The sequence below is a fragment of the Mesorhizobium sp. ArgA1 genome, assembly GCF_053714375.1.
In genome coordinates, this window is record NZ_JBSKBQ010000001.1 from 823,800 (window position 1) to 846,129 (window position 22,330).

25 protein-coding genes are annotated in these 22,330 nt (G+C 64.3%); 14 read left to right on the forward strand and 11 right to left on the reverse strand.

Annotation, left to right across the window (positions count from 1 at the left end; translation table 11 throughout):
• Nucleotides 1-164: 164 nt before the first annotated feature.
• The 9 genes from ACWGTI_RS03925 to ACWGTI_RS03965 all read left to right on the forward strand — a co-directional run bounded on the left by ACWGTI_RS03925 (nt 165) and on the right by ACWGTI_RS03965 (nt 6,806).
• Entirely contained in the window at nt 165-533 is a 369-nt protein-coding gene (locus tag ACWGTI_RS03925; protein WP_454585885.1) for a YrdB family protein, read from the forward strand.
• Nucleotides 534-637: 104 nt separating this feature from the next.
• Nucleotides 638-1,396, forward strand: coding sequence for an SDR family oxidoreductase (locus ACWGTI_RS03930; protein ID WP_454585886.1), 759 nt, complete (start codon nt 638-640; stop codon nt 1,394-1,396).
• A gap of 110 nt (nt 1,397-1,506) precedes the next feature.
• Complete coding sequence (locus ACWGTI_RS03935; protein WP_454585887.1) at nt 1,507-1,893, forward strand: SET domain-containing protein; 387 nt, start codon at nt 1,507-1,509, stop codon at nt 1,891-1,893.
• Nucleotides 1,894-2,070: 177 nt separating this feature from the next.
• Nucleotides 2,071-2,349, forward strand: coding sequence for a 30S ribosomal protein S21 (rpsU, locus tag ACWGTI_RS03940; protein WP_023671138.1), 279 nt, complete (start codon nt 2,071-2,073; stop codon nt 2,347-2,349).
• Between the two features lie 205 nt (nt 2,350-2,554).
• Complete coding sequence (locus ACWGTI_RS03945; protein ID WP_454585888.1) at nt 2,555-3,409, forward strand: tetratricopeptide repeat protein; 855 nt, start codon at nt 2,555-2,557, stop codon at nt 3,407-3,409.
• A gap of 298 nt (nt 3,410-3,707) precedes the next feature.
• The gene (locus ACWGTI_RS03950; RefSeq protein WP_454585889.1) at nt 3,708-4,181 is read left to right on the forward strand and encodes a DUF992 domain-containing protein; all 474 of its coding nucleotides are present in this window, start codon (nt 3,708-3,710) and stop codon (nt 4,179-4,181) included.
• 88 nt (nt 4,182-4,269) lie between these two features.
• Entirely contained in the window at nt 4,270-4,752 is a 483-nt protein-coding gene (locus tag ACWGTI_RS03955; RefSeq protein WP_454585890.1) for a DUF992 domain-containing protein, read from the forward strand.
• A gap of 183 nt (nt 4,753-4,935) precedes the next feature.
• Nucleotides 4,936-6,372, forward strand: a complete 1,437-nt coding sequence (locus ACWGTI_RS03960; protein WP_454585891.1) for an MFS transporter — start codon at nt 4,936-4,938, stop codon at nt 6,370-6,372.
• Nucleotides 6,373-6,440: 68 nt separating this feature from the next.
• Entirely contained in the window at nt 6,441-6,806 is a 366-nt protein-coding gene (locus ACWGTI_RS03965; protein WP_454585892.1) for a VOC family protein, read from the forward strand.
• Between the two features lie 10 nt (nt 6,807-6,816).
• Here the strand turns inward: ACWGTI_RS03965 and coaBC are convergent, their stop codons facing one another.
• The 3 genes from coaBC to ubiE all read right to left on the reverse strand — a co-directional run bounded on the left by coaBC (nt 6,817) and on the right by ubiE (nt 10,763).
• Nucleotides 6,817-8,289, reverse strand: coding sequence for a bifunctional phosphopantothenoylcysteine decarboxylase/phosphopantothenate--cysteine ligase CoaBC (gene coaBC, locus ACWGTI_RS03970; RefSeq protein ID WP_454585893.1), 1,473 nt, complete (start codon nt 8,287-8,289; stop codon nt 6,817-6,819).
• A gap of 79 nt (nt 8,290-8,368) precedes the next feature.
• Entirely contained in the window at nt 8,369-9,943 is a 1,575-nt protein-coding gene (ubiB, locus tag ACWGTI_RS03975) for a 2-polyprenylphenol 6-hydroxylase (RefSeq protein WP_454585894.1), read from the reverse strand.
• 43 nt (nt 9,944-9,986) lie between these two features.
• Complete coding sequence (gene ubiE / locus ACWGTI_RS03980) at nt 9,987-10,763, reverse strand: bifunctional demethylmenaquinone methyltransferase/2-methoxy-6-polyprenyl-1,4-benzoquinol methylase UbiE (protein WP_454585895.1); 777 nt, start codon at nt 10,761-10,763, stop codon at nt 9,987-9,989.
• 134 nt (nt 10,764-10,897) lie between these two features.
• Here ubiE and ACWGTI_RS03985 point away from each other — a divergent pair, with 134 nt between their 5' ends.
• The 3 genes from ACWGTI_RS03985 (at nt 10,898) to ACWGTI_RS03995 (ending at nt 13,319) form a co-directional block, all read left to right on the forward strand.
• A complete protein-coding gene (locus ACWGTI_RS03985) occupies nt 10,898-11,869 on the forward strand; it encodes an adenosine deaminase (protein ID WP_454585896.1) in 972 nt (323 codons plus the stop codon).
• Between the two features lie 127 nt (nt 11,870-11,996).
• Complete coding sequence (upp, locus tag ACWGTI_RS03990) at nt 11,997-12,626, forward strand: uracil phosphoribosyltransferase (protein ID WP_095084682.1); 630 nt, start codon at nt 11,997-11,999, stop codon at nt 12,624-12,626.
• Nucleotides 12,627-12,755: 129 nt separating this feature from the next.
• Complete coding sequence (locus ACWGTI_RS03995) at nt 12,756-13,319, forward strand: TIGR02281 family clan AA aspartic protease (protein ID WP_454585897.1); 564 nt, start codon at nt 12,756-12,758, stop codon at nt 13,317-13,319.
• A 9-nt stretch (nt 13,320-13,328) separates the two neighbouring features.
• Here the strand turns inward: ACWGTI_RS03995 and deoA are convergent, their stop codons facing one another.
• The 6 genes from deoA to ACWGTI_RS04025 form a co-directional block, all read right to left on the reverse strand.
• Entirely contained in the window at nt 13,329-14,648 is a 1,320-nt protein-coding gene (deoA, locus tag ACWGTI_RS04000; RefSeq protein WP_454585898.1) for a thymidine phosphorylase, read from the reverse strand.
• On the reverse strand, nt 14,648-15,469 hold the full coding sequence (locus ACWGTI_RS04005) for a purine-nucleoside phosphorylase (RefSeq protein ID WP_454585899.1): 822 nt from the start codon (nt 15,467-15,469) through the stop codon (nt 14,648-14,650). Before ACWGTI_RS04005 ends, deoA begins: the two co-directional genes overlap by 1 nt.
• A gap of 12 nt (nt 15,470-15,481) precedes the next feature.
• Nucleotides 15,482-15,874 (reverse strand): cytidine deaminase, encoded by a 393-nt coding sequence (cdd, locus tag ACWGTI_RS04010; RefSeq protein ID WP_454585900.1) that lies wholly within the window; start codon nt 15,872-15,874, stop codon nt 15,482-15,484.
• 114 nt (nt 15,875-15,988) lie between these two features.
• Nucleotides 15,989-16,960 carry an ABC transporter permease gene (locus ACWGTI_RS04015; RefSeq protein ID WP_454585901.1) on the reverse strand — a complete coding sequence of 324 codons (972 nt, stop codon included), beginning with the start codon at nt 16,958-16,960 and terminating at the stop codon, nt 15,989-15,991.
• 1 nt (nt 16,961) lies between these two features.
• Nucleotides 16,962-18,101, reverse strand: coding sequence for an ABC transporter permease (locus tag ACWGTI_RS04020; RefSeq protein ID WP_454574425.1), 1,140 nt, complete (start codon nt 18,099-18,101; stop codon nt 16,962-16,964).
• Entirely contained in the window at nt 18,098-19,630 is a 1,533-nt protein-coding gene (locus ACWGTI_RS04025; RefSeq protein WP_454585902.1) for an ABC transporter ATP-binding protein, read from the reverse strand. The genes ACWGTI_RS04020 and ACWGTI_RS04025 overlap by 4 nt, the downstream gene beginning before the upstream one ends.
• A 216-nt stretch (nt 19,631-19,846) precedes the next feature.
• On the opposite strand from ACWGTI_RS04025, the gene ACWGTI_RS04030 reads away from it, so the two are divergent.
• A complete protein-coding gene (locus tag ACWGTI_RS04030; RefSeq protein WP_454585903.1) occupies nt 19,847-20,056 on the forward strand; it encodes a SlyX family protein in 210 nt (69 codons plus the stop codon).
• 13 nt (nt 20,057-20,069) lie between these two features.
• Complete coding sequence (locus ACWGTI_RS04035) at nt 20,070-20,489, forward strand: hypothetical protein (protein WP_454585904.1); 420 nt, start codon at nt 20,070-20,072, stop codon at nt 20,487-20,489.
• A gap of 273 nt (nt 20,490-20,762) precedes the next feature.
• Here ACWGTI_RS04035 and ACWGTI_RS04040 read toward each other — a convergent pair whose 3' ends face one another.
• The gene (locus ACWGTI_RS04040) at nt 20,763-21,752 is read right to left on the reverse strand and encodes a BMP family lipoprotein (RefSeq protein WP_454585905.1); all 990 of its coding nucleotides are present in this window, start codon (nt 21,750-21,752) and stop codon (nt 20,763-20,765) included.
• 233 nt (nt 21,753-21,985) lie between these two features.
• The gene (locus tag ACWGTI_RS04045) at nt 21,986-22,309 is read right to left on the reverse strand and encodes a hypothetical protein (protein ID WP_454585906.1); all 324 of its coding nucleotides are present in this window, start codon (nt 22,307-22,309) and stop codon (nt 21,986-21,988) included.
• Nucleotides 22,310-22,330: the final 21 nt, after the last annotated feature.

Below are 22,330 nucleotides of genomic sequence, written 5' to 3' on the forward strand. Positions count from 1 at the left end.
AGCCCCGGCGCGCGAGGTGTATCACTAGCGAAACAGCGCTTCCACCCTTGCGCTGTTTGCGACGGCGCTTGCCGTTTTGCGCCGTGGCGAAAAAGACCTGTCCCGGCTGGCAGCCATGGCTGCGTTCGGCCACACTGGCGATCGCGAGATTCTGGAGGACGGATATGGGCAAAGCCTGGTGGAATCTGACGTTGCGCTTCCTGCTGGAACTTGCGGCTTTGCTTGGCCTCGGCATGGGGGGCTGGAGCCTCTCCGGTGGATGGTTGCGCTGGACCTTCGCCGTCGGGCTCCCGCTCATTGCGGCCGCGCTGTGGGGGACCTTCGCGGTACCTAACGACCCGAGCCGGTCGGGCCGCGCGCCGGTGCCTGTGCCGGGCGCTCTCAGGTTGGCGCTGGAACTGGTCATCCTGTTCGGCGGCGGAGCCGGGTTCCATCTGGCCGGCTACACCACCATAAGCATCGTCGTCGTTGCGCTCATCGTCATCAGCTACGCCTTTTCGCTCGACCGTCTGGGATGGCTGCTGAAGCAGTAATCCCGGTCGAGCCTTCGCATGTATCGGGTGGCTCGCCCCTGTCTCGATTTGCGACCAAGCATCCGATCGCTGGCAAAGCCGGCGCGAAGCAAAGGATGTAGAAAATGTTCGCACTCGCCAACAAGGTCGCCATCGTCACCGGCGCCAGTTCCGGCATCGGCCGCGCCACGGCAAAGCTTTTTGCCGAGGAAGGCGCCAAGGTCGTTGTCGCGGCTCGCCGCCAGGCCGAGCTTGACGCGCTGGTCGCTGAAATCGAGGAGGCCGACGGCAGCGCAGTCGCGCTGGCCGGCGACGTCACCGACGAGGCCTATGCAAAAGCCCTTGTCGAGCTGGCCGTCGAGAAATTCGGCGGGCTCGATATCGCCTTCAACAATGTCGGCGCCGTCGGCACGATGGGTCCGATTTCGGAATTGTCGCTCGAGGGTTGGCGCGAGACGCTCGACGCCAATCTGACCAGCGCCTTTCTCGGCGCGAAGTACCAGGTGCCGGCTATGGTCGAGCACGGTGGCGGATCGGTGATATTCACCTCTACCTTCGTCGGCAACACCGTCGGAATGCCGGGCATGACCAGCTATGCCGCGAGCAAGACCGGGCTGATCGGCCTGACGCAGGTACTGGCCGCTGAATATGGGCCCAAAGGCGTGCGGGTCAACGCGCTGATGCCAGGCGGCACCGACACGCCGTCGGCAACATTCAAGACGCCGGAATCGCGTAGTTTCGTCGAAAACCTGCATGCCTTGAAGCGCGTCGCAGAGCCTGAAGAGATCGCGCGCGCGGCGCTCTTCCTGGCGTCGGACGCGTCGAGCTTCACCACCGGATCGGCGCTGTTTGCCGATGGCGGCATCTCGATCACCCGGACGTGAAGCATTTCGCGGACATTGCCCGCATCGATCAGCCATAGAGCGCGAAACCGGACTTGCTTTTTCCAAGCGATTTGGCGATTCGGTTTGGAGAGAGGACTTCGAGGACGGACATGCTGCTGATCAGGACCTATGTCGCCCAGAGCGCAATCGAAGGCGTCGGCGTGTTCGCTGCCGAGCCGATCAGGAAGGGCGCCTCGATCTGGCGGCTCGATCCGGATTTTGACCGGCTGATCCCGATGGACAAATACGAGGCGGCACCGCCGCATCTCAGGGAATTGCTCGACCGCTACGCCTATCCGAGCCCGGACCGCCCCGGGTTCATGGTCTATGAGGTCGACAATGGCCGCTTCATGAATCACGCCGAACGGCCGAACACGGATTTTTCGCAATATGGCGGCGCCACCGCCACCCGCGATATATCAGCCGGCGAGGAAATCACCTGCGACTACGGCGAATTCTTCGAGGATTTCGCCCGGCTTCATCTGGCCAGCGCCTAGTTGGCGTCCTATCTCGGAGGCGACCGTGGCAAATTGGCGGTTGTCCTTCATTTCGAGTGTGGACAGCGCGGCCTGATTCTGCTATCAGCCGCCACAATTCGTGGTGTAAATCGCCGCGGAGGCATGTGGCTATGGCCGCTTGCCTGTTGATATCAAACCCGAAAGACAGGATTGCCCGTGCAGGTACTCGTCCGCGACAACAACGTTGATCAGGCGCTTCGCGCTCTCAAGAAGAAGATGCAGCGCGAAGGCATTTTCCGCGAAATGAAGATGCGCGGCCACTACGAGAAGCCTTCCGAGAAGCGCGCCCGTGAAAAGGCCGAAGCCGTTCGCCGCGCCCGCAAGCTGGCCCGCAAGCGCGCCCAGCGCGAAGGCCTGCTGCCGATGACGCCGCGCCCGGTCGCTGCCGGCGCCGCCGGTGGTCCCGGTGGTGCTCCGCGCCCGCCGCGGTTCTGACGCCAATTTTTCGTCCTTTTCGAAGGATACCTTGAGGTGGCGCGATGCGGAATCGCCGCCACCTTTTTGTTTAGAGCGCCGCCTTTGTTGGAGGGCGTTCCCTTGAACGCGCAAACGACGCTCTAGATTTTGTTACGACAATTTGTGACCCGGCCCGGAGGGGGACTGGACTGAGCGACGCGGCTGAAGTGAGGACAGGGCAGACATGAACGCAATCAGCGTAGAGCGCAGAACCACAATGCGCGGTTTCGCCCTGACGGCGGCCCTGCTTTCCGGCCTGGTGCTTGCCGGTTGCCAGAGCGTGCCGACCGGCGAGTTCAACAACATCGACAAGGCGCAAGGCTCGACCGAGAACATCTCCTCGCTGTCGGCGGTGATCCAGCGCAATCCGCAGGATCCGGAAGGCTACAATGTGCGCGGCTCGGCCTATGGCCGCGGCGGCCAGTACCAGGCGGCGCTGAAGGACTTCGACACCGCCATCCAGCTCAACCCGAATTTCTACCAGGCCTATTCGAACCGGGCGCTGATCCAGCGCTTCCTCGGCAACCAGGCGGCCGCCCTTGCCGACTACAACCGCTCGATCCAGATCAATGGCAATTATGACGCCGCCTATATCGGCCGCGGCAATCTCTATCGCAAGGCCGGCCAGACCCAGCAGGCCTTCAACGATTTCCAGAAGGCGATCCAGCTCGACACGACGGATGCCCGCGCCTACCACAATCGCGGCCTGATCTATCAGAGCCAGGGCCAGCACAAGTTTGCCATCGAGGACTTCTCGACCGCCATCTCACTGGCGCCGGATGCCGCCGAACCCTATAACGGCCGCGGCCTGTCCTATCTCGCCATGAACGACGAGGACAACGCTTTCTCCGACTTCAACATGGCCATCAAGCTCGACGGCAAAAACGCCGAGGCCTGGTCCAATCAGGCGCTGATCTACGAGCGCCGCGGCGACAAGGTCAAGGCGTCGAAAGCCTATCGCGAAGCCGTCCATCTCGACCCGAGCTACCAGCCGGCCAAGGATGGCCTGTCGCGCACGTCAGGCGCCACCGCCGGCTGATAACCCAGCCGGTTCGCCGCGCGCCGGCAACGTTTTATCCGACAGTGTTCCTTCCCCGTGAAGGTCGCCGCAAGGCGGGCTGCGCAGCAGCAAAGGCCCACTGGATGAGGCCCACTGGACAAGGCCTGGTCGGCGCCTGGGCGCCTGTGGCGCCACTGAGCTCTGGCCGACACGCCATCACCCAATCTTAACCACCGAGCGCTAAGCGTTAACCCTTGCCTTGATCGCGCCAAGTTTTCAGCGGAACGCTCCGGGCCATTCAACCGTTGTTGAAGGCAATTTCTGAAAGGACTGACCCATGATCAAGAAAATCATCTGTGCTGCGGCACTCGCCGCCACCGCCCTTGCCACGCCCGTCAACGCCGGCACGCTTCGGCTGGGCACGCTCGATTGCACCATAGATGGCGGCGTCGGCTACGTTGTCACTTCGAACAAGGGCGTCGCCTGCACATTCCGCCCCTATCATCATGGGCCGGCCGAGCAGTACACGGGGATGATCTCCAAGCTGGGCGTGGATGTCGGCCAGACCCATCAGGGCCAGCTGGTGTGGGCGGTTCTGGCCGCCACCCGCGGCCATGACGAGGGCGATCTTGCCGGCCATTATTACGGCGTCAATGCCGAGGCCAGCGTCGTGACCGGCGGCGGCGCCAACCTGCTGGTCGGCGGGCTGGACGGCGCCTTTGTGCTCGAGCCGCTCAGCGTGCAGGCACAGACCGGCGTCAACGTGGCGGTCGCCGTGACCTCGCTGGAGCTGATCCACTCGTTCAAGTAAACATCGGCAAATAAGCATCGACTGATCCCTCTACGTGCGGCGCGGAACAGGATACTGTTTCGCGCCGCATGCTTTTGGGGGAACCGCCGTGCTCAAGACGATCATTGCCGCCGCCATCGTCGCCATTGCCTGCACGGGGCAGGCCCGGGCGCAGGATCAGGGCATCGAACTCGGCGTGCTCGAATGCGCCATCGGCGGCGGCACCGGCTTCATCTTCGGCTCCAGCAAGGATCTGAGCTGCACCTTCACGCCGGCCGACAAAAGCTTTTCGCCGGAAGCCTATTTCGGCGCCGTCAACAAATACGGGCTCGATATCGGCACCACCAAGCAGACGGTCATGCAGTGGCTGGTGCTGACGCCGCTAAAGAACATCTATGCGCCGGGTGCACTCGCCGGCGACTATGTCGGCGCCAGCGCCGAAGTGACGGCGGCGGTCGGCGCCGGCGCCAATCTCCTGGTCGGCGGCTCCTCGCAGGCCTTCACCCTGCAGCCGCTCAGCCTGCAGACGCAGACCGGCGTCAACATCGCCATCGGCGTCAGCCAGTTCCAGCTGCGCAGCACCGAGAATTGAGCAGCAGATGGAGCCACCCGCCGCTTCGTGGCATCTCGACAAAAAACCCGCTTGAACTCAACTGCACTTGAGGTTTTAGAAGCCTGCCCTGACTGAGACAACGCGCATGGCCCCGCCGGAAATCCCCCCTGGCTTCTGGTGCCATGCGCCGGCATCGCGATATGCAAAGGCAGGGTAAAAAGAATGACTGAAATCACCGGCAACAAAGTCGACTGGCAGGCATTGTGGGCAAGCGGCGACCTCGCGCGCTTCTGCTTCATAAGCCTCGGCATCCTGCTGCACGCCACCAACGAAACGATGGTGGCGACGGTGATGCCGGCCATGGTCGGCGATATCGCCGGCGTGCAGTTCGTCGGATGGTCGCTGGCGGTCTATGAGCTCGGCGCCATCGTCGCCGGCGCTGCCGCAGGCCGCCTGGTCAGCTATGTCGCACTGCGCTCCAACGTCACGGTCGCCGCTCTGCTCTATGCCGCCGGCGCGCTGGTCTGCGCCACCGCGCCATCCATGCCGGTGTTTCTTGCCGGCCGGCTGGTCGAGGGACTGGGCGGCGGCGCGCTGGTGTCGCTGGCCTTCGTATCGGTGGAACGGCTGTTTGACCGCAACATCTGGCCGCAGCTGTTCGGCATCATGTCGGCGATCTGGGGCGTTGCCGCCTTCAGCGGCCCAATGCTCGGCGCGATCATGGTCGACCTATTGTCCTGGCGCTGGGCCTTCGGGGTCTTCGTGTTGGGCGGCACCGCCATGGCGCTGGCGAGCTTTATCTTCCTGAACACACCCGAAGCGACCAGGCCGCAAGCCGCTGCCGGCACCTCGCCGCCATTCCCCTATGCCGCGCTTGGCTGTCTCGCCATCGCCGTCATTTTGATCGCCACCGCCGGCGTCGATGTCGCCTTGCTGCGCTCGTCGCTGCTGCTCGTGCTCGGCCTCGCCGGCCTGGCGCTGTTCGTCTTCGTCGACGCCATGAAGCCGCACTCGCGGCTGTTTCCCTCGCAGCTGTTTTCGTGGCGCTCGCCGGTCGGCAGCGGCATGACCGTGGTCGCCGCCTTTTCGGTGGCGACGGTCTCCTTCTCGATCTACGGGCCGCTGCTTCTCACCACGCTGCACGGAATCCCGATCCTGACCACCGGCTACATCATCGCCGCCGAATCGATCGCCTGGTCGATCCTGTCGATTGCCGTCGCCAACGCGCCGCTGGAGCGTGAGCGGCAGATCATCGTCATCGGCGCACTGATGATTGCATCCGGCCTCGCCGGTTTCGCCTGGTCGATCCCGTCGGGGTCGATCCCCCTGATCCTGGTCTGCGCCCTGCTGCAGGGCGGCGGCTTCGGCGTCACCTGGCCGTTCCTGACGCGGATCATCGTCGCCTCGGCCCGCGATGGCGAGCAGACGATTGCCTCGGCCGCCGTACCGACCATGCAGCGCATCGGCTATGCCGTCGGCGCAGCGGTCGCCGGCATCATCGCCAATGCCAGCGGCTTCTCCGCAGGCCTGAATCGCGACGCGGCGGCCAGCGTTGCCGGCTGGCTGTTCCTTGCCTTCGTGCCGCTCGGCATTGTCGGCTGCCTCGCAGCGCTGAGGATCTGGGGCGCGACGGATCGGCTGCGGGAAGCGACCAGCTAGATGTTGGCACTCGACTGCGGATTGGCTAGTTTGAGGGGACATTCCGTAACGACGCCAAGGATGGGCCGATGTCCGCCGTACGGTACTTTGTTCGTGATGTTCAGGAAGCAATCGATTTTTATAAAGATATCCTGGAGTTCGAACTGATAGCGCAATATGGGCCGGCAATGGCCATCGTCAGGCATGGTCCGTTGACGCTCTGGCTTGCCGGTCCCCGTTCGTCGGCCGCGCAGCCCACCGCCGAGGGCGAGACACCTTCGGCCGGGGGCTGGAACAGAATAGTCCTGGTCACCGAGGATTTGAAATCCCGCCTGCCCGGCATCGAAGCTGCCGGTTGCAAGATCAGAGTCCCGCTGAGGACCGGCCCTGGCGGTTCGCAACTCGTTATTCTGGATCCCTCCGGAAACTGCATCGAACTCTTCGAGGAAGGCTGAGCCGCGACGATCAGACCACGATCGTCTTCAACCTTTCCGCAATCAGCGCGGCGAGCCGCGCCGCGACCTCGTCTTTGGTCATTTCAGGCCATTTCTCGACACCTGACTTCGAAACGATCCGCACCTTGTTGCGGTCGCCACCCATCACGCCCGAAGGGCCGACGCCGCTTTCATGTGAGACGTCGTTGGCGACGATGAGATCGGCGCCCTTCTTCTTCAGCTTGGCCTCGGCATTGGCAATCAAATCCTGCGTCTCGGCGGCGAAGCCGATGACCAGCCCCGGCCGTTGCTTGTGATGGCCGACGCCGGCGAGAATATCGGGGTTTTCGACCATCTGCAGCGCCGGCGGCCCCTCGCCCGCCACCTTCTTGATCTTCTCGCCAGCGGCGCCGGCGGTACGCCAGTCCGCGACCGCCGCGACGAAGACCGCGGCGTCCGCCGGCAAAAGCTGTTCGACCGCGTCTTTCATCTCAGCCGCCGTTTCGACACGCACCGTGGCGACGCCGGCCGGATCGGCAATGCTGACCGGGCCCGAGACCAGGCGCACATCCGCGCCAAGCCTCGCCAGTGCAGCCGCAATCGCATGGCCCTGCTTCCCCGACGAGCGGTTGGCGATATAGCGGACTGGATCGATCGGCTCATGCGTCGGCCCGGAGGTGACGATGATCCTGCGGCCGGCCAGTGGCTTCGGCTTGCTGTCGAGCAGCGCCTCGATCGCCGCGACAATCTCCAGCGGTTCGGCCATGCGGCCCTCGCCGGCCTCGTTGCTTTCCGCCATCTCGCCCTTGGCCGGGCCGACAAAGGCGATACCGTCCTTGCTCAGCGTCGCACGGTTGCGGCGCGTCGCGGCATGCGACCACATTTTCGGGTTCATCGCCGGCGCCATCAGCACCTTCTTGTCGGTGGCCAAAAGCACGGTCGAGGCGAGGTCGTTGGCATGGCCGTTGGCGAGCTTGGCCATCAGGTCGGCCGTAGCGGGCGCCACCACCAGAAGGTCGGCCTCTCGCGACAACCTGATATGGCCGACATCATGCTCGTCATTGCGCTCGAACAGTTCGGTAAAGACATGGTCGGCCGACAGCGCCCCGATCGATAGCGTGGTGACGAATTCCTGCGCCGCTGACGTCATTACCACGCGCACAGCGGCACCCCGCTCGCGCAGGCGGCGGATCAGGTCGAGCGCCTTGTAGGCGGCAATGCCACCGCCGATGATCAGCAGGATGCGCTTGCCGGAGAGGCTGCCCCGCCCCGCGACCTTGCTGGCCGCAGCGGCAGTCGGCGCTATCGGGCTGCGTGCGCTTGCTAGTTCGCGCAGCGTCTGTTCGATCTGGTCGATGCGGCCGGAAGGGCCAAGCTGGCCCTCGACCGCTTCACGGATCATCACCCGCGCCTGCTCTTCCATCGAGCGGTCATTCTCCGCCGCAAGCCGGCGCAGCCGGTCCTTGACCTCATCATCAAGGTTGCGAATGGTGATGCTGGCCATATGATTGCACTCCGAGCGACCGATGCGCTTGCAACGATAGCAATGCAATCATTCCAGGGCAAGCTGTTCCGCCTAGGCGTTAGAAAATCCGCCAAGCGATATACACCAGTGTCAGCGCGATCACCCACAACGCCAGCCTTCCGGAGCGTGTGTAACGCGCTTCGGCCTTGCCGATGGCGCGCGATGTCGCCTCGTCGAAGCGCAGGCCGTGTTCGGCCATCAGGTCGATCTCGCGCGACAGCCTGTCGGTGCGCGCGGCGAGGTCCGGCGCCTGGCGGGCGAGCGCCAGCAGGGCCTTGGCGCCGTCGCGCGCATCCATGAGCAGGCCGCTTGGGCCGAGATTGCCGGCGATCCAGCCGCCGACCACCGGCTCGGCCGTTTTCCACATGTTGAAGGCCGGGTCGAGCGTGCGCGCCACGCCCTCGACCACCACCATGGTCTTCTGCAGCAGGATCAGTTCCGGCCGCGTCGCCATGTCGAAAAGTTCGGTGACCTCGAAAAGCAGCGTCAACAGCTTGGCCATCGAGATCGTCTCGGCCGGCTGACCATGGATCGGCTCGCCAATGGCGCGGATCGCCTGCGCGAAGGCCGCGACATTGTGCTGGCGCGGCACATAGCCGGCCTCGAAATGCACTTCGGCGACGCGCAGATAGTCGCGGGTGATGAAGCCGTAGAGGATTTCGGCGAGGAACCGGCGCTCCTTCTTGCCGAGCCGCCCGGCAATGCCGAGATCGACGGCGACGATATCGCCATTGGCCTCGACGAACAGATTGCCCGGATGCATGTCGGCATGGAAGAAGCCGTCGCGCAGCGTGTGGCGCAGAAACGACTGGATCAGATTGGTGGCGATCGCCTTGAGATCGTGGCCCGCCGCCGCGAGGCCGGCCAGGTCGTTCATCTTGACGCCATCGACCCACTCCATGGTCAGCACGTCGCGGCCGGTGCGCTCCCAGTCGACCGACGGCACGCGAAAACCCGGATCGTCCTTGGTGTTCTCGCCAAGCTCCGAAAGCGCTGCCGCCTCTAGTCTGAGATCCATCTCGACCTTGGTGGTCTGCGCCAGCGTCTCCGTCACCTCGACCGGCCGCAGCCGGCGCGATGACGGGATGTATTTCTCCTGCAGCCGGGCGGCCAGGAAATAGCTTTCGAGGTCCTGGAAGAAGCGGCGGCGCACGCCCGGCCGGATCACCTTCACCGCCACCTTGGTGGCCGTGCCATCGTGGATGGCTGCTGCGGGGTGAACCTGGGCGATGGAGGCCGCCGCGGCCGGATCGCCGAACTCGGTGTAGAGCTCGCCGATCTTGCGCCCGAGCGAGCCCTCGATCGCCGCCACGGCCTCAGCCTGCGAGAAGGTGTGCATCTTGTCCTGCAGCATGGCAAGGTCGAGCGCCATGTCGTTGCCGACGACGTCGGGCCGCGTCGCCAGGAACTGGCCGAGCTTGACATAGGAGGGCCCGAGCCGGACCACCGCCTTGGCCAGCCGGTCGCTGCGTTGATAGGCGAGCGCGCGGCGGCGGGTGAACAGCCTGGCCATGCGCCAGCCGAATTTCGGCAGGCCGGCGAGTTCGTCGCCCGGAAGTGCGGCGATCACGCCTTCACGGACCAGCACCCAGCCGGCCCGTACGAGCCGAAAGGCGGCGCCGACACTGCTCATGACCCGACCCGCTGCAAAGCGTCTTGCTTCAAGCTTGCCTGCCTCAAAGCTTCCAGCCCGAATGCAGGGCGGCGATGCCGCCGGAATAGTTGCGGAAGGAGACGCGATCGAAGCCCGCACGCGAAATCATGGCGGCAAAATTCTGCTGGTTGGGAAATTTGCGGATCGATTCGACCAGATAGGAATAGGGCTCGCCGTCGCCGGTCACCATCTTGCCGATCTGCGGAATGGCGTTGAACGACCAGGCTTCGTAGACCTTGTCGAGCAGCGGCATCTCGACCTCGGAAAATTCCAGGCACAAAAAGCGCCCGCCCGGCTTTAGTACGCGGAAAGCCTCGGTCAGCGCGACATCGATGCGCGGCACGTTGCGGATGCCGAAAGCGATGGTGTAGGCGTCGAAGGTGCCGTCGGCGAAAGGCAATTCTTCCGCGTTGGCCTCGACGAAATCGGTGTTGCCGGACTGGCGCTTTTTCTCGGCCCGTTCGCGGCCGACGCTCAGCATCGAGCCGTTGATGTCGAGCACCGTGGCATGCGCATTGCCATGGCTGGCGTCGACGATGCGGAAGGCGATGTCGCCGGTGCCGCCGGCCACGTCGAGCACTTTCCAGCCCGGACGTTTCGGCGGGTTGAGCCATGTCACCATGGCATCCTTCCACAGCCGGTGCAGCCCGGCCGACATCAGGTCGTTCATCAGGTCGTAGCGGTTCGCCACCTTGTGGAAAACGTCGTTGACCAAGGGCTGCTTGTCGCCTGGCCCTACGCTCTTGAAACCATAGGAGGTTTCCATGCCGCCTGCGGCCGTGGTTCTCTCAACTGACATTATTTTCATCCGTCATAAAACCGGCGGGACCATAGCCGATCGATGGTGCGGGCGCTATTGTTTAAGGCGCGGTGTTCAGCCGCGCTTCCAGGTGGCGGGTTTTCAAGACCTGGACTGACCGACGGGATGTTTGAATGCCTTTGAAAGCAGAACTGCACTGCCACATTGAAGGGGCAGCGGCGCCAGAGCTCGTCATCCGCCAGGCGCAGAAATACGGCAAGGACACTTCGCCTTATATCCAGAACGGTTCCTTCGTCTGGCACGATTTTACCTCTTTCCTCGCGGCTTACGATTTTTCCGCCGACCTGTTCCGCACCGAGGAGGATTATGCCCGCCTCGCCGACCATTATCTGACCAGCCTTGCCCGTGACGGCGCCATCTATTCCGAAGTCTTCACCTCGCCCGACCATGCCGTCAGGGCCGGGCTGTCGCCCAAGACCTATACCGACGCGCTCGGCGAAGGCATGCTGCGCGCCAAGGCCAAGACCGGCATAGAGGGCCGCATGATCGTCACCGGCGTGCGTCATGTCGGCGTCGAATCGATCGAGCGGGCGGCCCGCTTTGCGGCGCGCTGCGGCAATCCTCTGGTCACCGGCTTCGGCGTCGCCGGCGACGAGCGCATGGGCGAGATGGAGGATTATGTCAGGGCCTTCGAGATCGCCCGCGAAGCCGGCCTCGGCATCACCATCCATGCCGGCGAACTGACCGGGTGGGAGACGGTGCAGGCCGCGCTCGACCACATCCGCCCTTCGCGCATCGGCCACGGCGTGCGCGCCATCGAAAACCCCGACCTTGTCAGGCGCATCGCCGACGAAGGCGTGGTGCTGGAATGCTGTCCCGGCTCCAACATCGCGCTCAAAGTCTACGACAGTTATGCCGACCACCCATTCCCGGCGCTGCAGGCAGCCGGCTGCAAGGTGACGCTCAACTCCGACGATCCGCCCTATTTCTGGACCTCGCTGAAGCGCGAATACGACATTGCCGCCGAACATTTCGCCATGAATGAAAAGGCACTGACCGCCGTCACGCGAACGGCGATCGAGGCGGCTTTCGTCGACAGGAAGACGAAGAGCGCATTGCTGGCACGGCTCGATGTGAAGAAGTGAATGGTGAATGGTCGGGGCTGGACCTGCCCGTCAAGCATCGCCGTTGGACAACTCGCAAAAGACTCGCAAACCGGCTTACCATTCACTATTCACTATTCACCATTCACCACCCAGCTCGGAGCAACCCATGCAGGGCGTCACCGTCGTCGACCACCCGCTTGTCCAGCACAAGCTGACCATCATGCGCAAGAAGGAGACGTCGACTGCCGGCTTCCGGCGGCTGCTGCGCGAGATCTCGCTGCTGCTCGGCTACGAGGTCACCCGCAACCTCGAACTGACGACGACCACCATCGAGACGCCGATCGAGACCATGGAGGCACCGACGCTGGAGGGCAAGAAGCTGGTCTTCGCCTCGGTGCTGCGCGCCGGCAACGGCCTGCTCGAAGGACTGCTCGACCTGGTGCCGGCGGCGCGCGTCGCCCATATCGGCCTCTACCGCGACCACGAAACGCTGGAGGCGGTGGAATATTTCTTCAAGGCCCCGAGCGATCTCGCCGACCGGCTGGTGATCGTCGTCGACCCGATGCTGGCCACCGCCAATTCGGCAATCGCGGCCATCGACAAGCTGAAAGGGCGCGGCGCCACCAACATCCGCTTCCTGTGCCTGCTGGCGGCGCCCGAAGGCATCGAGCGCTTCACCAAGGCGCATCCGGATGTCCCGGTCTTCACCGCCTCCATCGACCGCCAGCTCAACGAGAAGGGCTACATCATGCCCGGCCTCGGGGACGCCGGCGACCGCATGTACGGGACCAAATGACGACGGCTGCCAAAGCCAGCTGACATTCCGTCGTTTACCAACCGTTTACGCAAAGCCGCGGTTTCGGGCCGGCGTTAAAGCGGCAAACACCATGGACGCGCGAGAATGGGCCTTCACGAAGGTCCATCCATGCTGCGCAAGCTTCTCATTCTGGGCGTTTTCGCCGGAACATCGGCGTCAATCCCGATCGTCTACCAGCAGAACCCGCAGATCCTCGACGGCCTGCTGAAGTCGACCGTCGCCAGCAAGCCGGCCGCCGAACCGCAGCCCGAGCTGAACATCGCCTCGGTTCCCGAAAAACCGGCCCCACCCCTGCCCACCGGCCGCAAGGTCACGGTGGCGGCTGACGAGCGCGGCCATTTCACCTCGGCCTTCAAGCTCAACGGCCGCCAGGTCGACGGCATGATCGACACCGGCGCCACTTTGGTCGCCATCAATACCTCGACGGCACGGCGCATCGGCATCTCGCTCAGCCCGTCGGATTTCAGCCATCAGGTCAACACCGCCAACGGCGCGATCAGGGCAGCCGTGGTCAACATCGATCGCCTGCAGATCGGCAAGATCAGCGCCGACAACATCCAGGCCGTCGTCCTCGACGACAGGGCGCTTCGCACCAACCTGATCGGCATGAGCTTTTTGCAGCGGCTGGCAAAATACCAGGTCGAAAACGGCACCTTGCTGCTCGTGCAGTAGCGCCTTCCACTAGCCGCGCGCCAGCACCCGCCGGATCACGGTCTTGTCGGCGGCCGGCTTTGAACCCCCAACTGTATAGGCCGAGAGTATGGCAGCCGCGGCCGCTTCGGCCGCCGCTTCCGTCCGGGCATGGACCAGCGCCAGCGGCTCGCCCGCCCGCACCTCGGCGCCGAGCGGCAGCAGCCTGGTGATGCCGACCGCATGATCGATCCTGTCGTCCGGCTGCGTCCGCCCGCCACCGAGCCCGACCACGGCAAGGCCGATATCGCGTGTGGCAATGCCGGTCACAAAACCATTGCCGGTCGCCTTGACCGCAAACTCCACTGCCGCCTTGGGCAGGTATTTCTCTGGCTTCTCGACAAAATCGGCGGGACCGCCAAGCGCGGTGACCATGCGCGCGAAGGCAGCCGCCGCGCGGCCACCGGCCAGCGTCTCGGTCGCACGCCTGAGACCGTCCTGCTGCGACGATACCAACCCTGCCGATTGCAGCATCTCGGCGGCCAGCGCCAGCGTCACGTCCTCCAGCCGCTTGTCGCGGAAACGTCCGGTGAGGAAGTCGACGGCGTTGCGCACCTCGACCGCGTTGCCGGCTGCCGACGCCAACGGCTCGTTCATGCCGGTGACCAGCGCCGAGGCCTTCAGGCCGGCGCCATTGGCGACCTCGACCAGGCTGTTGGCCAGTGCAGTCGCGTCGCGCGACTTCTCCATGAAGGCGCCGTTGCCGACCTTGACGTCGAGCACCAGCGACTGCAGCCCGGCGGCCAGCTTCTTCGACAGGATCGAGGCGGTGATCAGCGGCACCGATTCCACCGTCCCGGTGACGTCGCGGATCGCGTAGAGGCGGCCGTCGGCGGGCGCGAGATCGGCGGTCTGGCCGATGATGGCGCAGCCGGTCTCGAGCACCGTCTTGCGAAAGCGCGCGATGTCCGGCTGGCTGATATAGCCCGGGATGGCGTCCATCTTGTCCAGCGTGCCGCCGGTATGGCCGAGGCCCCGACCTGAGATCATCGGCACATAGGCGCCGCAGGCGGCGACGATCGGCGCCAGCATCAGCGAGACATTGTCGCCGACACCGCCGGTCGAATGCTTGTCGGTGACCGGACCCGGCAGGTCCGACCAGTCGAGCACGTCGCCGGAATCGCGCATCGCCACCGTCAGCGCCACCGCCTCGTCGCGGCTCATGCCGTTGAAGAACACCGCCATGGCGAAAGCGCCGACCTGGCCGTCCGTGACGCTCCCCGAGGTCACGCCGGCAACGAAGGCCGCAATCTCCTCACCCGACAGTTTCTGGCCGTCGCGCTTGCGGCGGATGATTTCCTGCGGAAGCATCAGGCGCCGTCGCCCTTCGGCTCCGGCAACCCGTCCTGGAACACATGCGCAAGGATCGTCGCCAGCCGCGCGCCGCCGATCGGCGCCATGTCCTTGGTCTCCTGGTGCGACAGCTCCGCCCCGGTCATCCCGGCGGCAAGGTTGGTGATCACCGAGCAGGCGGCAACGCGCAGGCCGAGGAAGCGAGCGAGGATGACCTCCGGCACGGTCGACATGCCCACCGCATTGGCGCCCATGATGCGCGCCATGCGTATCTCGGCCGGCGTCTCGAAGCACGGGCCGGAAAACCACATGTAGACGCCCTGGTGCAGCGCGGTCCCGGTCGCCTTTGCGGCGCGTTCGATGGCCGCGCGCAGGCCGGCATCATAGGCTTCGGTCAGGCCGACGAAGCGGCGATCGCTCGGCTCGCCGATCAGCGGGTTGGAGCCAGAGAAATTGATGTGGTCGGTGAGCAGCATCACCGATCCCGGCGGCATGTCGGGATCGACGGAGCCGGCGGCATTGGTGAGGATCAGCTCGGTGATGCCGATGCCGGCCAGCACTTCCAGCGCCGGCCGCATCGCCGCGGCAACGCCGTGCTCGTAATAGTGGGCGCGGCCCGACAGCATCAGCACCGGCGTGCCGGCAAACAACCCCGCCACCACCTCGCCGGCATGGCCGGTAACCCCGCTTCTAGGGAAACCCGGCAAGTCCGCATAGGAAACACGCACGGCATTTTGGACCTGGTCGACAAGCGCGCCAAGGCCCGACCCAAGCACCACGGCGGTGGTGGGCGCCAACCCGTCCAACCGTTCAACGAGATGGTCCAGAGCTTCTTTCATGTCAGCCAATCTTCATTTCAAAATGTCGCCACGGAATCCGTAGGGCAGCATGTCGCCCATGGTCACGGTCTCGACCACGCCGCCATTGTCGCAGAGGTAGAGTTTCGTGTCCGGCCGGCAGAACTCCGCCAGCCTTTGCCGGCAGCCGCCGCAGGGCGAGCACTTGGCCATGCGCGAGGCAATGACGGCGATTTCCACGATCTTGCCGCCGCCGCCCATGATGTAATGGCCGAGCGCTGTGGTCTCGGCGCACCAGCCTTCCGGATAGGACGCGACCTCGATGTTGGCGCCGGTAAAGACACGGCCGTCCTCGGTGCGCAACGCCGCCCCCACCGGGAACTTCGAGTAGGGCGCGTAGGCCTTGGCCATGGCCTCATGCGCGGCTTCGAACAGATCATGCGACATTCAGGTGTTCTCTCCGACGATCATGGTCAAAACCCGGCGCTTTCCTTTTTCCTGGCGCCTTTCAAGCGCCGAGCCGCAGGTTCGGCTCAGCGGTCTTGGACTAGCGTGCGTGGATCACCGTTCCTTGACATAGGGAACGCCGCCGGCGCGTGGCGGGATTGCCTTGCCGATGAAGCCGGCCAGCAGGATCACGGTCAGCACATAGGGCAGCGCCTGCATGAATTGCACCGGCACCTTGCCGATGAGCGGCAGCGGCGAACCCTGCAGGCGGATCGCCGCCGCGTCGAGGAAGCCGAACAGAAGGCAGGCGAACATGGCATTGACCGGCCGCCATTTGGCGAAGATCAGCGCCGCCAGCGCGATGTAGCCCTTGCCGGCGGTCATATCCTTCACGAAGCCGCCATTCTGCACCATCGACAGATAGGCGCCGGCGATGCCGGTGAGAATACCGGTGCAGATCAGCGCCCGGTAGCGCAGCCACGCGACCGAGATGCCGGCGGTGTCGACGGCGGCCGGGTTCTCGCCGACAGCGCGCAGCCTGAGCCCAAAGCGGGTCCGAAACAGCACCCACCAGGTGAACGGCACCATGGCGAAAGCGAGATAGACCAGGATCGAGTGCCCGGACAGAAGCTCGGAATAGATCGGTCCGATGATCGGCACGTCGTGGATGGCGGCAGCACCTGGCAGAGTGATTGCCTCGAAGCGCTCGCCCGGCTGTAGCGCAGGCGTTCGCCCGCCTTGCTGGAACCAGGCCTGGCCCAGAATGATGGTCGAGCCGGCGGCGACGAAGTTGATCGCCACGCCGGAGACGATCTGGTTGCCACGGTGGGTGATCGAGGCGAAGCCGTGCACCAGGGCAAAGGCGACCGACATCACGATCGCCGTGCCGAGACCGAGGAAGGCCGAATGGAACACCGAAGCTGCGGCCGCACCGGCGAACGCGCCGACCAGCATCTTGCCTTCCAGCCCGATGTCGAAGACGCCAGCGCGTTCGGAATAGAGGCCGGCGAGGCAGGCGAGCAGCAGCGGCACCGACAGACGTATGGTCGAGTCCAGGATCTGCACGATGGCGATGAACACATCCATCTCAGGCGCCCTTCCCTTTGACGGCTTCAATGCCGACCGACCTTGGACTGAACGAGGCGAACAGCGCCTGGACGTAGGGCCGGAACATGTGCTCCAGCGCACCGGCAAACAGGATGACCAGGCCCTGGATGATGACGATCATGTCGCGGGAAATCGCCGGCATCTCGAAGGCAAGTTCGGCGCCACCCTGGTAGAGCATGCCGAACAGGATCGCCGCCAGCACGATGCCGACCGGATGCAGGCGGCCCATCAGCGCCACGGCGATGCCGACGAAGCCGGCGCCGGAGACGAAGTCGATCGCCACATTGTGCTGGTCGCCCATCACCGGGTTCAGTGTCATCATACCGGCCAGCGCGCCCGAGATCATCATCGCGATGATGATGATGCGCGTCTCCGAAATGCCGGCATAGCGCGCCGCTTTCGGGCTGTGGCCGTAGGTGCGCATCTCGTAGCCGAGCTTGGTGCGCCAGATCAGCAGCCAGACCAGGAAGGCCATCACCAGCGCCAGCAGGAAGCAGATGTTGAACGGCGCCGACCGTATCTTGGCGCCGAACAGTTCGATGATCCAGTTGAGCTTGGGCAACTCGGCCCCGGCAAGGAAGTTGCGCGTCTGCGGCGCCTGCGAGGCAGTCGGCTTCAATGGTCCGACCAGGAGGTAGACCATGATCGAGGCGGCGATGAAGTTGAACATGATGGTGGTGATGACGATGTGCGAGCCGCGCTTGGCCTGCAGATAGGCCGGGATCAGCGCCCACAACGCGCCGACCGCGGCCCCGGCGGCGATCGCCAGCGGGAAGGTCAGCCACCATGGCAACACACTGTCGAAGGCGAGGCAGACCACGCCAACGCCAAGGCCGGCAATGTAGGCCTGGCCCTCGGTGCCGATGTTGAACAGGCCGCAATGCGCAGCCACCGCCACCGACAGGCCGGTGAAGATGAAGGTAGTGGCATAAAACAGCGTGAAGGCAATGCCGGTTCCCTTGCCGAAGGCGCCTTCGACCAGGATGACAGCGGCGCGGAACGGGTTTTCGCCGACCAGCATGACGACGAAGCCGGCAACGATGAAGGCCACCGACAGGTTGATCAGCGGGATCAGCCCATAATCGGCCCAGGCGGGCAATTTGGCGTAAGGCGTGCTCATTCTGCCGCCTCCTGGCGCTCGACGCCCGCCATCAGCAGGCCAAGTTCGCCTTCAGTGGCCTCCGGGCCGCGCTCGCCGACGATGCGGCCGGCAAACATCACCAGGATGCGGTCGGACAGCGAGCGGATCTCGTCGAGTTCGACCGAAACCACCAGCACCGCCTTGCCCTGATCGCGCATGGCGATCAGCCGCTTGTGGATGAATTCGATGGCGCCGACATCGACGCCGCGCGTCGGCTGGCCGACGATCAGCACGCCGGGATCCTGCTCCATCTCGCGCGCCAGCACGATCTTCTGCTGGTTGCCGCCGGAGAAATTCGCCGTCTTCAGGCGCGGGTTGCCGGGCCTTATGTCGTATTTCTCGATCTTGTCCTTGGCGTCGGCCATGATGGCATCGATGTTGAGGAACGGCCCTTTGAGATAGCGCTCGTCGTCATGGTAGCCGAGGATCGAATTCTCGTTCTCCTCGAAGGCCAGCACCAGCCCGACATGATGGCGGTCCTCCGGCACATGGGCCAGGCCCCGGTCGCGCAATTCGCCGGGATCGGCCTTGCCGGTCAGGTCGATCGGCTTGCCGTCGAGCATGACCGAGCCGGAAACGGCATGCCTGATGCCGGAAATCGCCTCGAGCAGTTCGGACTGCCCGTTGCCGGCGACGCCGGCAATGCCGACGATCTCGCCGGCGCGGATGTCGAAGGAGATGTCGTCGACCATGGTGACGCCGCGGGAATCCTTCACCGTCAGGTTCTTGACCGCGAGCTTGACGGCGCCGGCTTCCGCCTCGCCCTTTTCGACCCGCAGCAGCACGCGCCGCCCGACCATCAGCTCGGCGAGTTCCCCCACCGTCGTCTTGGAGGTCTCGCGCGTCGCCACCATCGTGCCCTGGCGCATGACCGAGACATTGTCGGTGATGGCCATGATCTCGCGCAGCTTGTGGGTGATCAGCACCACCGTTTTTCCCTGCTCCTTCAATTGCTTGAGGATGCGGAACAGATGGTCGGCCTCGGCCGGCGTCAAAACGCCCGTCGGCTCGTCGAGGATCAGGATTTCGGCGCCGCGATAGAGCGCCTTGAGGATTTCGACACGCTGCTGCAGGCCGACCGGCAGTTCCTCGATGATGGCGTCCGGATCGACTTCCAGCCCGTATTCGCGTTCGAGGCGCTCCAGTTCGGAGCGCGCCTTGGCGATGCTCTTTTTCAACAGCGCATCGCTTTCGGCGCCGAGGATGATGTTTTCCAGCACGGTGAAATTGTCGACCAGCATGAAATGCTGATGCACCATGCCGATGCCGAGCGCGATGGCGTCATTGGAAGTCTTGATCGACGCCGGCTTGCCGCCGACGCGGATCTCGCCGCTGTCGGCCTGGTAGAAGCCGTAGAGGATCGACATCAGCGTCGACTTGCCGGCGCCGTTCTCGCCGACAATGCCGTGGATGGTGCCGCGCGCGATCTCCAGGTTGATGTCGCGATTGGCGCGCACGGCGCCAAAACTCTTGTTGATGCCGATCAGTTCGATTGCGGCTTGCGCCATGCAGCCTGTCCCACTCTTATTTTTTTATCGCTTGGTCAAAACGCCTAGCATGATGCCCCGTCTGTGCCAATTGGCGGCGCAGTGACCACTCTCGACAAATCCCGGTGCGATTGTCAATTTCGAACGTGGCCGGAGACCTTCGCATTCACTAATATACAAGGCTCAATGTCCGCAGCATTCTGCAACCGTGTACGCCAGGACCGAAGGATTTTTTAAATGATCATGCCTGCCGACCGGCTGACGACGCTGGAAATCCGCGCCACTGAACAGGAAAAGACCATCGAGGAACTGTCGGGCCAGATCGCCGAGCAGTGGCAGGTGATCGAGCGCATGCAGCGCAGGCTCGATGCCCTGACCGAGCGCTTCATGGCGCTGGAGGAACAGTCGGCGCCTGATGTGCCGATAACCAAACCACCGCACTGGTAGCAAGGAGAAGCCCATGGCCAGTGAAAGCGATCGCGTTGCGCGTGCCGGCGACTATGTGCTTGGCCTGATGAACGAGCGCGACCGGGAACGCGCCGAGCGCGACCTCGAGATCGATCCTGCCTTCCGCGACACGGTGATGCGGCTGGCCGAGCGCATGCATGTCTTCGATCGCACGGGGCGGCCGTCGGGCGGCAGCGACCGCTGGCGACTGATCTCGCAGCGCATCGCCGAAATGCCGCAAATGCGCGTTGTCGGCCAGGACGAGATAAAGCCCACGCCGGTGATCAGCAGGCTGGAGCGCCGCCCCTACGGTGTCGGCGTGCATTCGCTTGGCGGCCGACGAGGCTTCGCCATCGCCATTGCACTGATCGTGGTGTTTGCGCTGGGTTATCTCGTGGGCGTGTTGTCGGCGGGTGGTGTGCTTCTGCCTTGATCGGCGGAGCAAGTCGCATAAGTCGCTCCCCCTCTCCGTCTCGGCTTCGCCGAGCCACCTCTCCCCCGCTCCCGCGGGGGCGAGGAACCCAAGCCTATGAAGGCCGCGTCCTCTGCGATTAGCATTTCCTCGCCCCCACAAAGTGGGGGAGAGGTGGCTCGGGCGAAGCCCGAGACGGAGAGGGGGGCTGGCGCTACCCAACGCGGTCCGCCCTGCCCCAAAACAAAACCGCCGGGCTTGCACCCGGCGGTTCGAAACGTCAGTGGTTACCGATCAATACGGGCAGGCGTTGTCGGCGGTGTAGTCGTGCACCTGGATCGTGCCGGCGATGATGTCGGCCTTGGCCTTTTCGACCGCCGCCTTCATCTCGTCGGTGACCAGCGCCTTGTTGTTGTCGTCCATGGCGTAGTCGACGCCGCCTTCCTTGAGGCCGAGATTTTGCAGGCCGCCCTTGAAGGTGCCGTTCTTGCCGTCCATGAAAGCGGTGTAGACGGCCACGTCGACGCGCTTCAGCATCGAGGTCAGCACCTTGCCGGGCTGCAGGCCGTTCTGGTTGGAATCGACGCCGATGCCGAGCTTGCCGGCATCCGCCGCCGCCTGCAGCACGCCGACGCCGGTGCCGCCGGCCGCGGCATAGACCACGTCGGAGCCCTGGTCGATCTGCGTCTTGGCGATCTCGCCGCCCTTTGCCGGATCGTTCCACGCCGCCGGCGTGTCACCGGTCATGTTCTGGATGACGTCGGTCGCACCGGCAGACTTGGCGCCGCCGACATAGCCGCATTCGAACTTGCGGATCAGCGGAATGTCCATGCCGCCGATGAAGGAGACCTTCTTCGTCTTCGAGGCCATCGCCGCCATGATGCCGACGAGGTAGGAGCCTTCGTTTTCCTTGAAGACGAGCGAACGGACATTGGGCATATCGACGGCATCGTCGATGATGGCGAAGTTGAGATCGGGATATTCCTTCGCGACCACCTTCAGCGCATCCTCCCAGGCAAAGCCTGCCATGACGATCGGATTGCGGCCGTCCTCGGCGAAGCGGCGCAGCGCCTGCTCGCGCTGCGAGGCGTTGGACACTTCGAACTCGACATAGGCGTTGCCGGTTTCGGTCTTGAACTTTTCGGCGCCGTGATAGGCAGCCTCGTTGAAGGATTTGTCGAACTTGCCGCCGAGATCGTAGAGGATGGCCGGCTGGACATCCGCGGCGAAAGCCGGAAGAACCATTGCGGTTGCGGCCAGGAGGCCGAGAACGATACGTTTCATGTGATCCACACCCTGTCGGTTATTTTTTTCCGTTACGAGCCGCCCGCCTGCCCGGTTCTCCGGCAGGCATGCGACATCAGCCAGGAGTGTACTCCCCTCCCGCTCCAGGCAATCTGGCACGGCCCGAAACAAAATTCACGCGGAATTTTGACCTTTTGGAAAAGCATTGCCCAAGGCAGTGACGGCCATGGACGGTTGCCGCGGTGGCGTCGCAAGTCCGCGGGAACAAGCCGTCATCCCGGGGCGAATTCTCCGCCTCGCCGCCGGCGCCGGTAGCCGATCGCGTAGAGCAGCAAGGCAAGTACTGCGAACACGGCAAAGCCGGGCTGGGCAAGCACCCAGGCGATGCCGCCATCCCATATGATCGGGCTCGCCTTGGCGCGCACGAAGGTCTCAAAGGCCGCGCGAGTGTCGGGCGAAACGGCGAGCCAGCTCGAATTGAGCGGGGTCATGACCAGTGTGGAGGCCGCCACCGAGCGCGTCGCGTCGAGCACCGCCATGATGACGGCGACCGAAAGGGCGACCATGGCCGCGAGGCGAAACAAAAAACGCAACATCGAAATCTTCCTCCGGTCCTC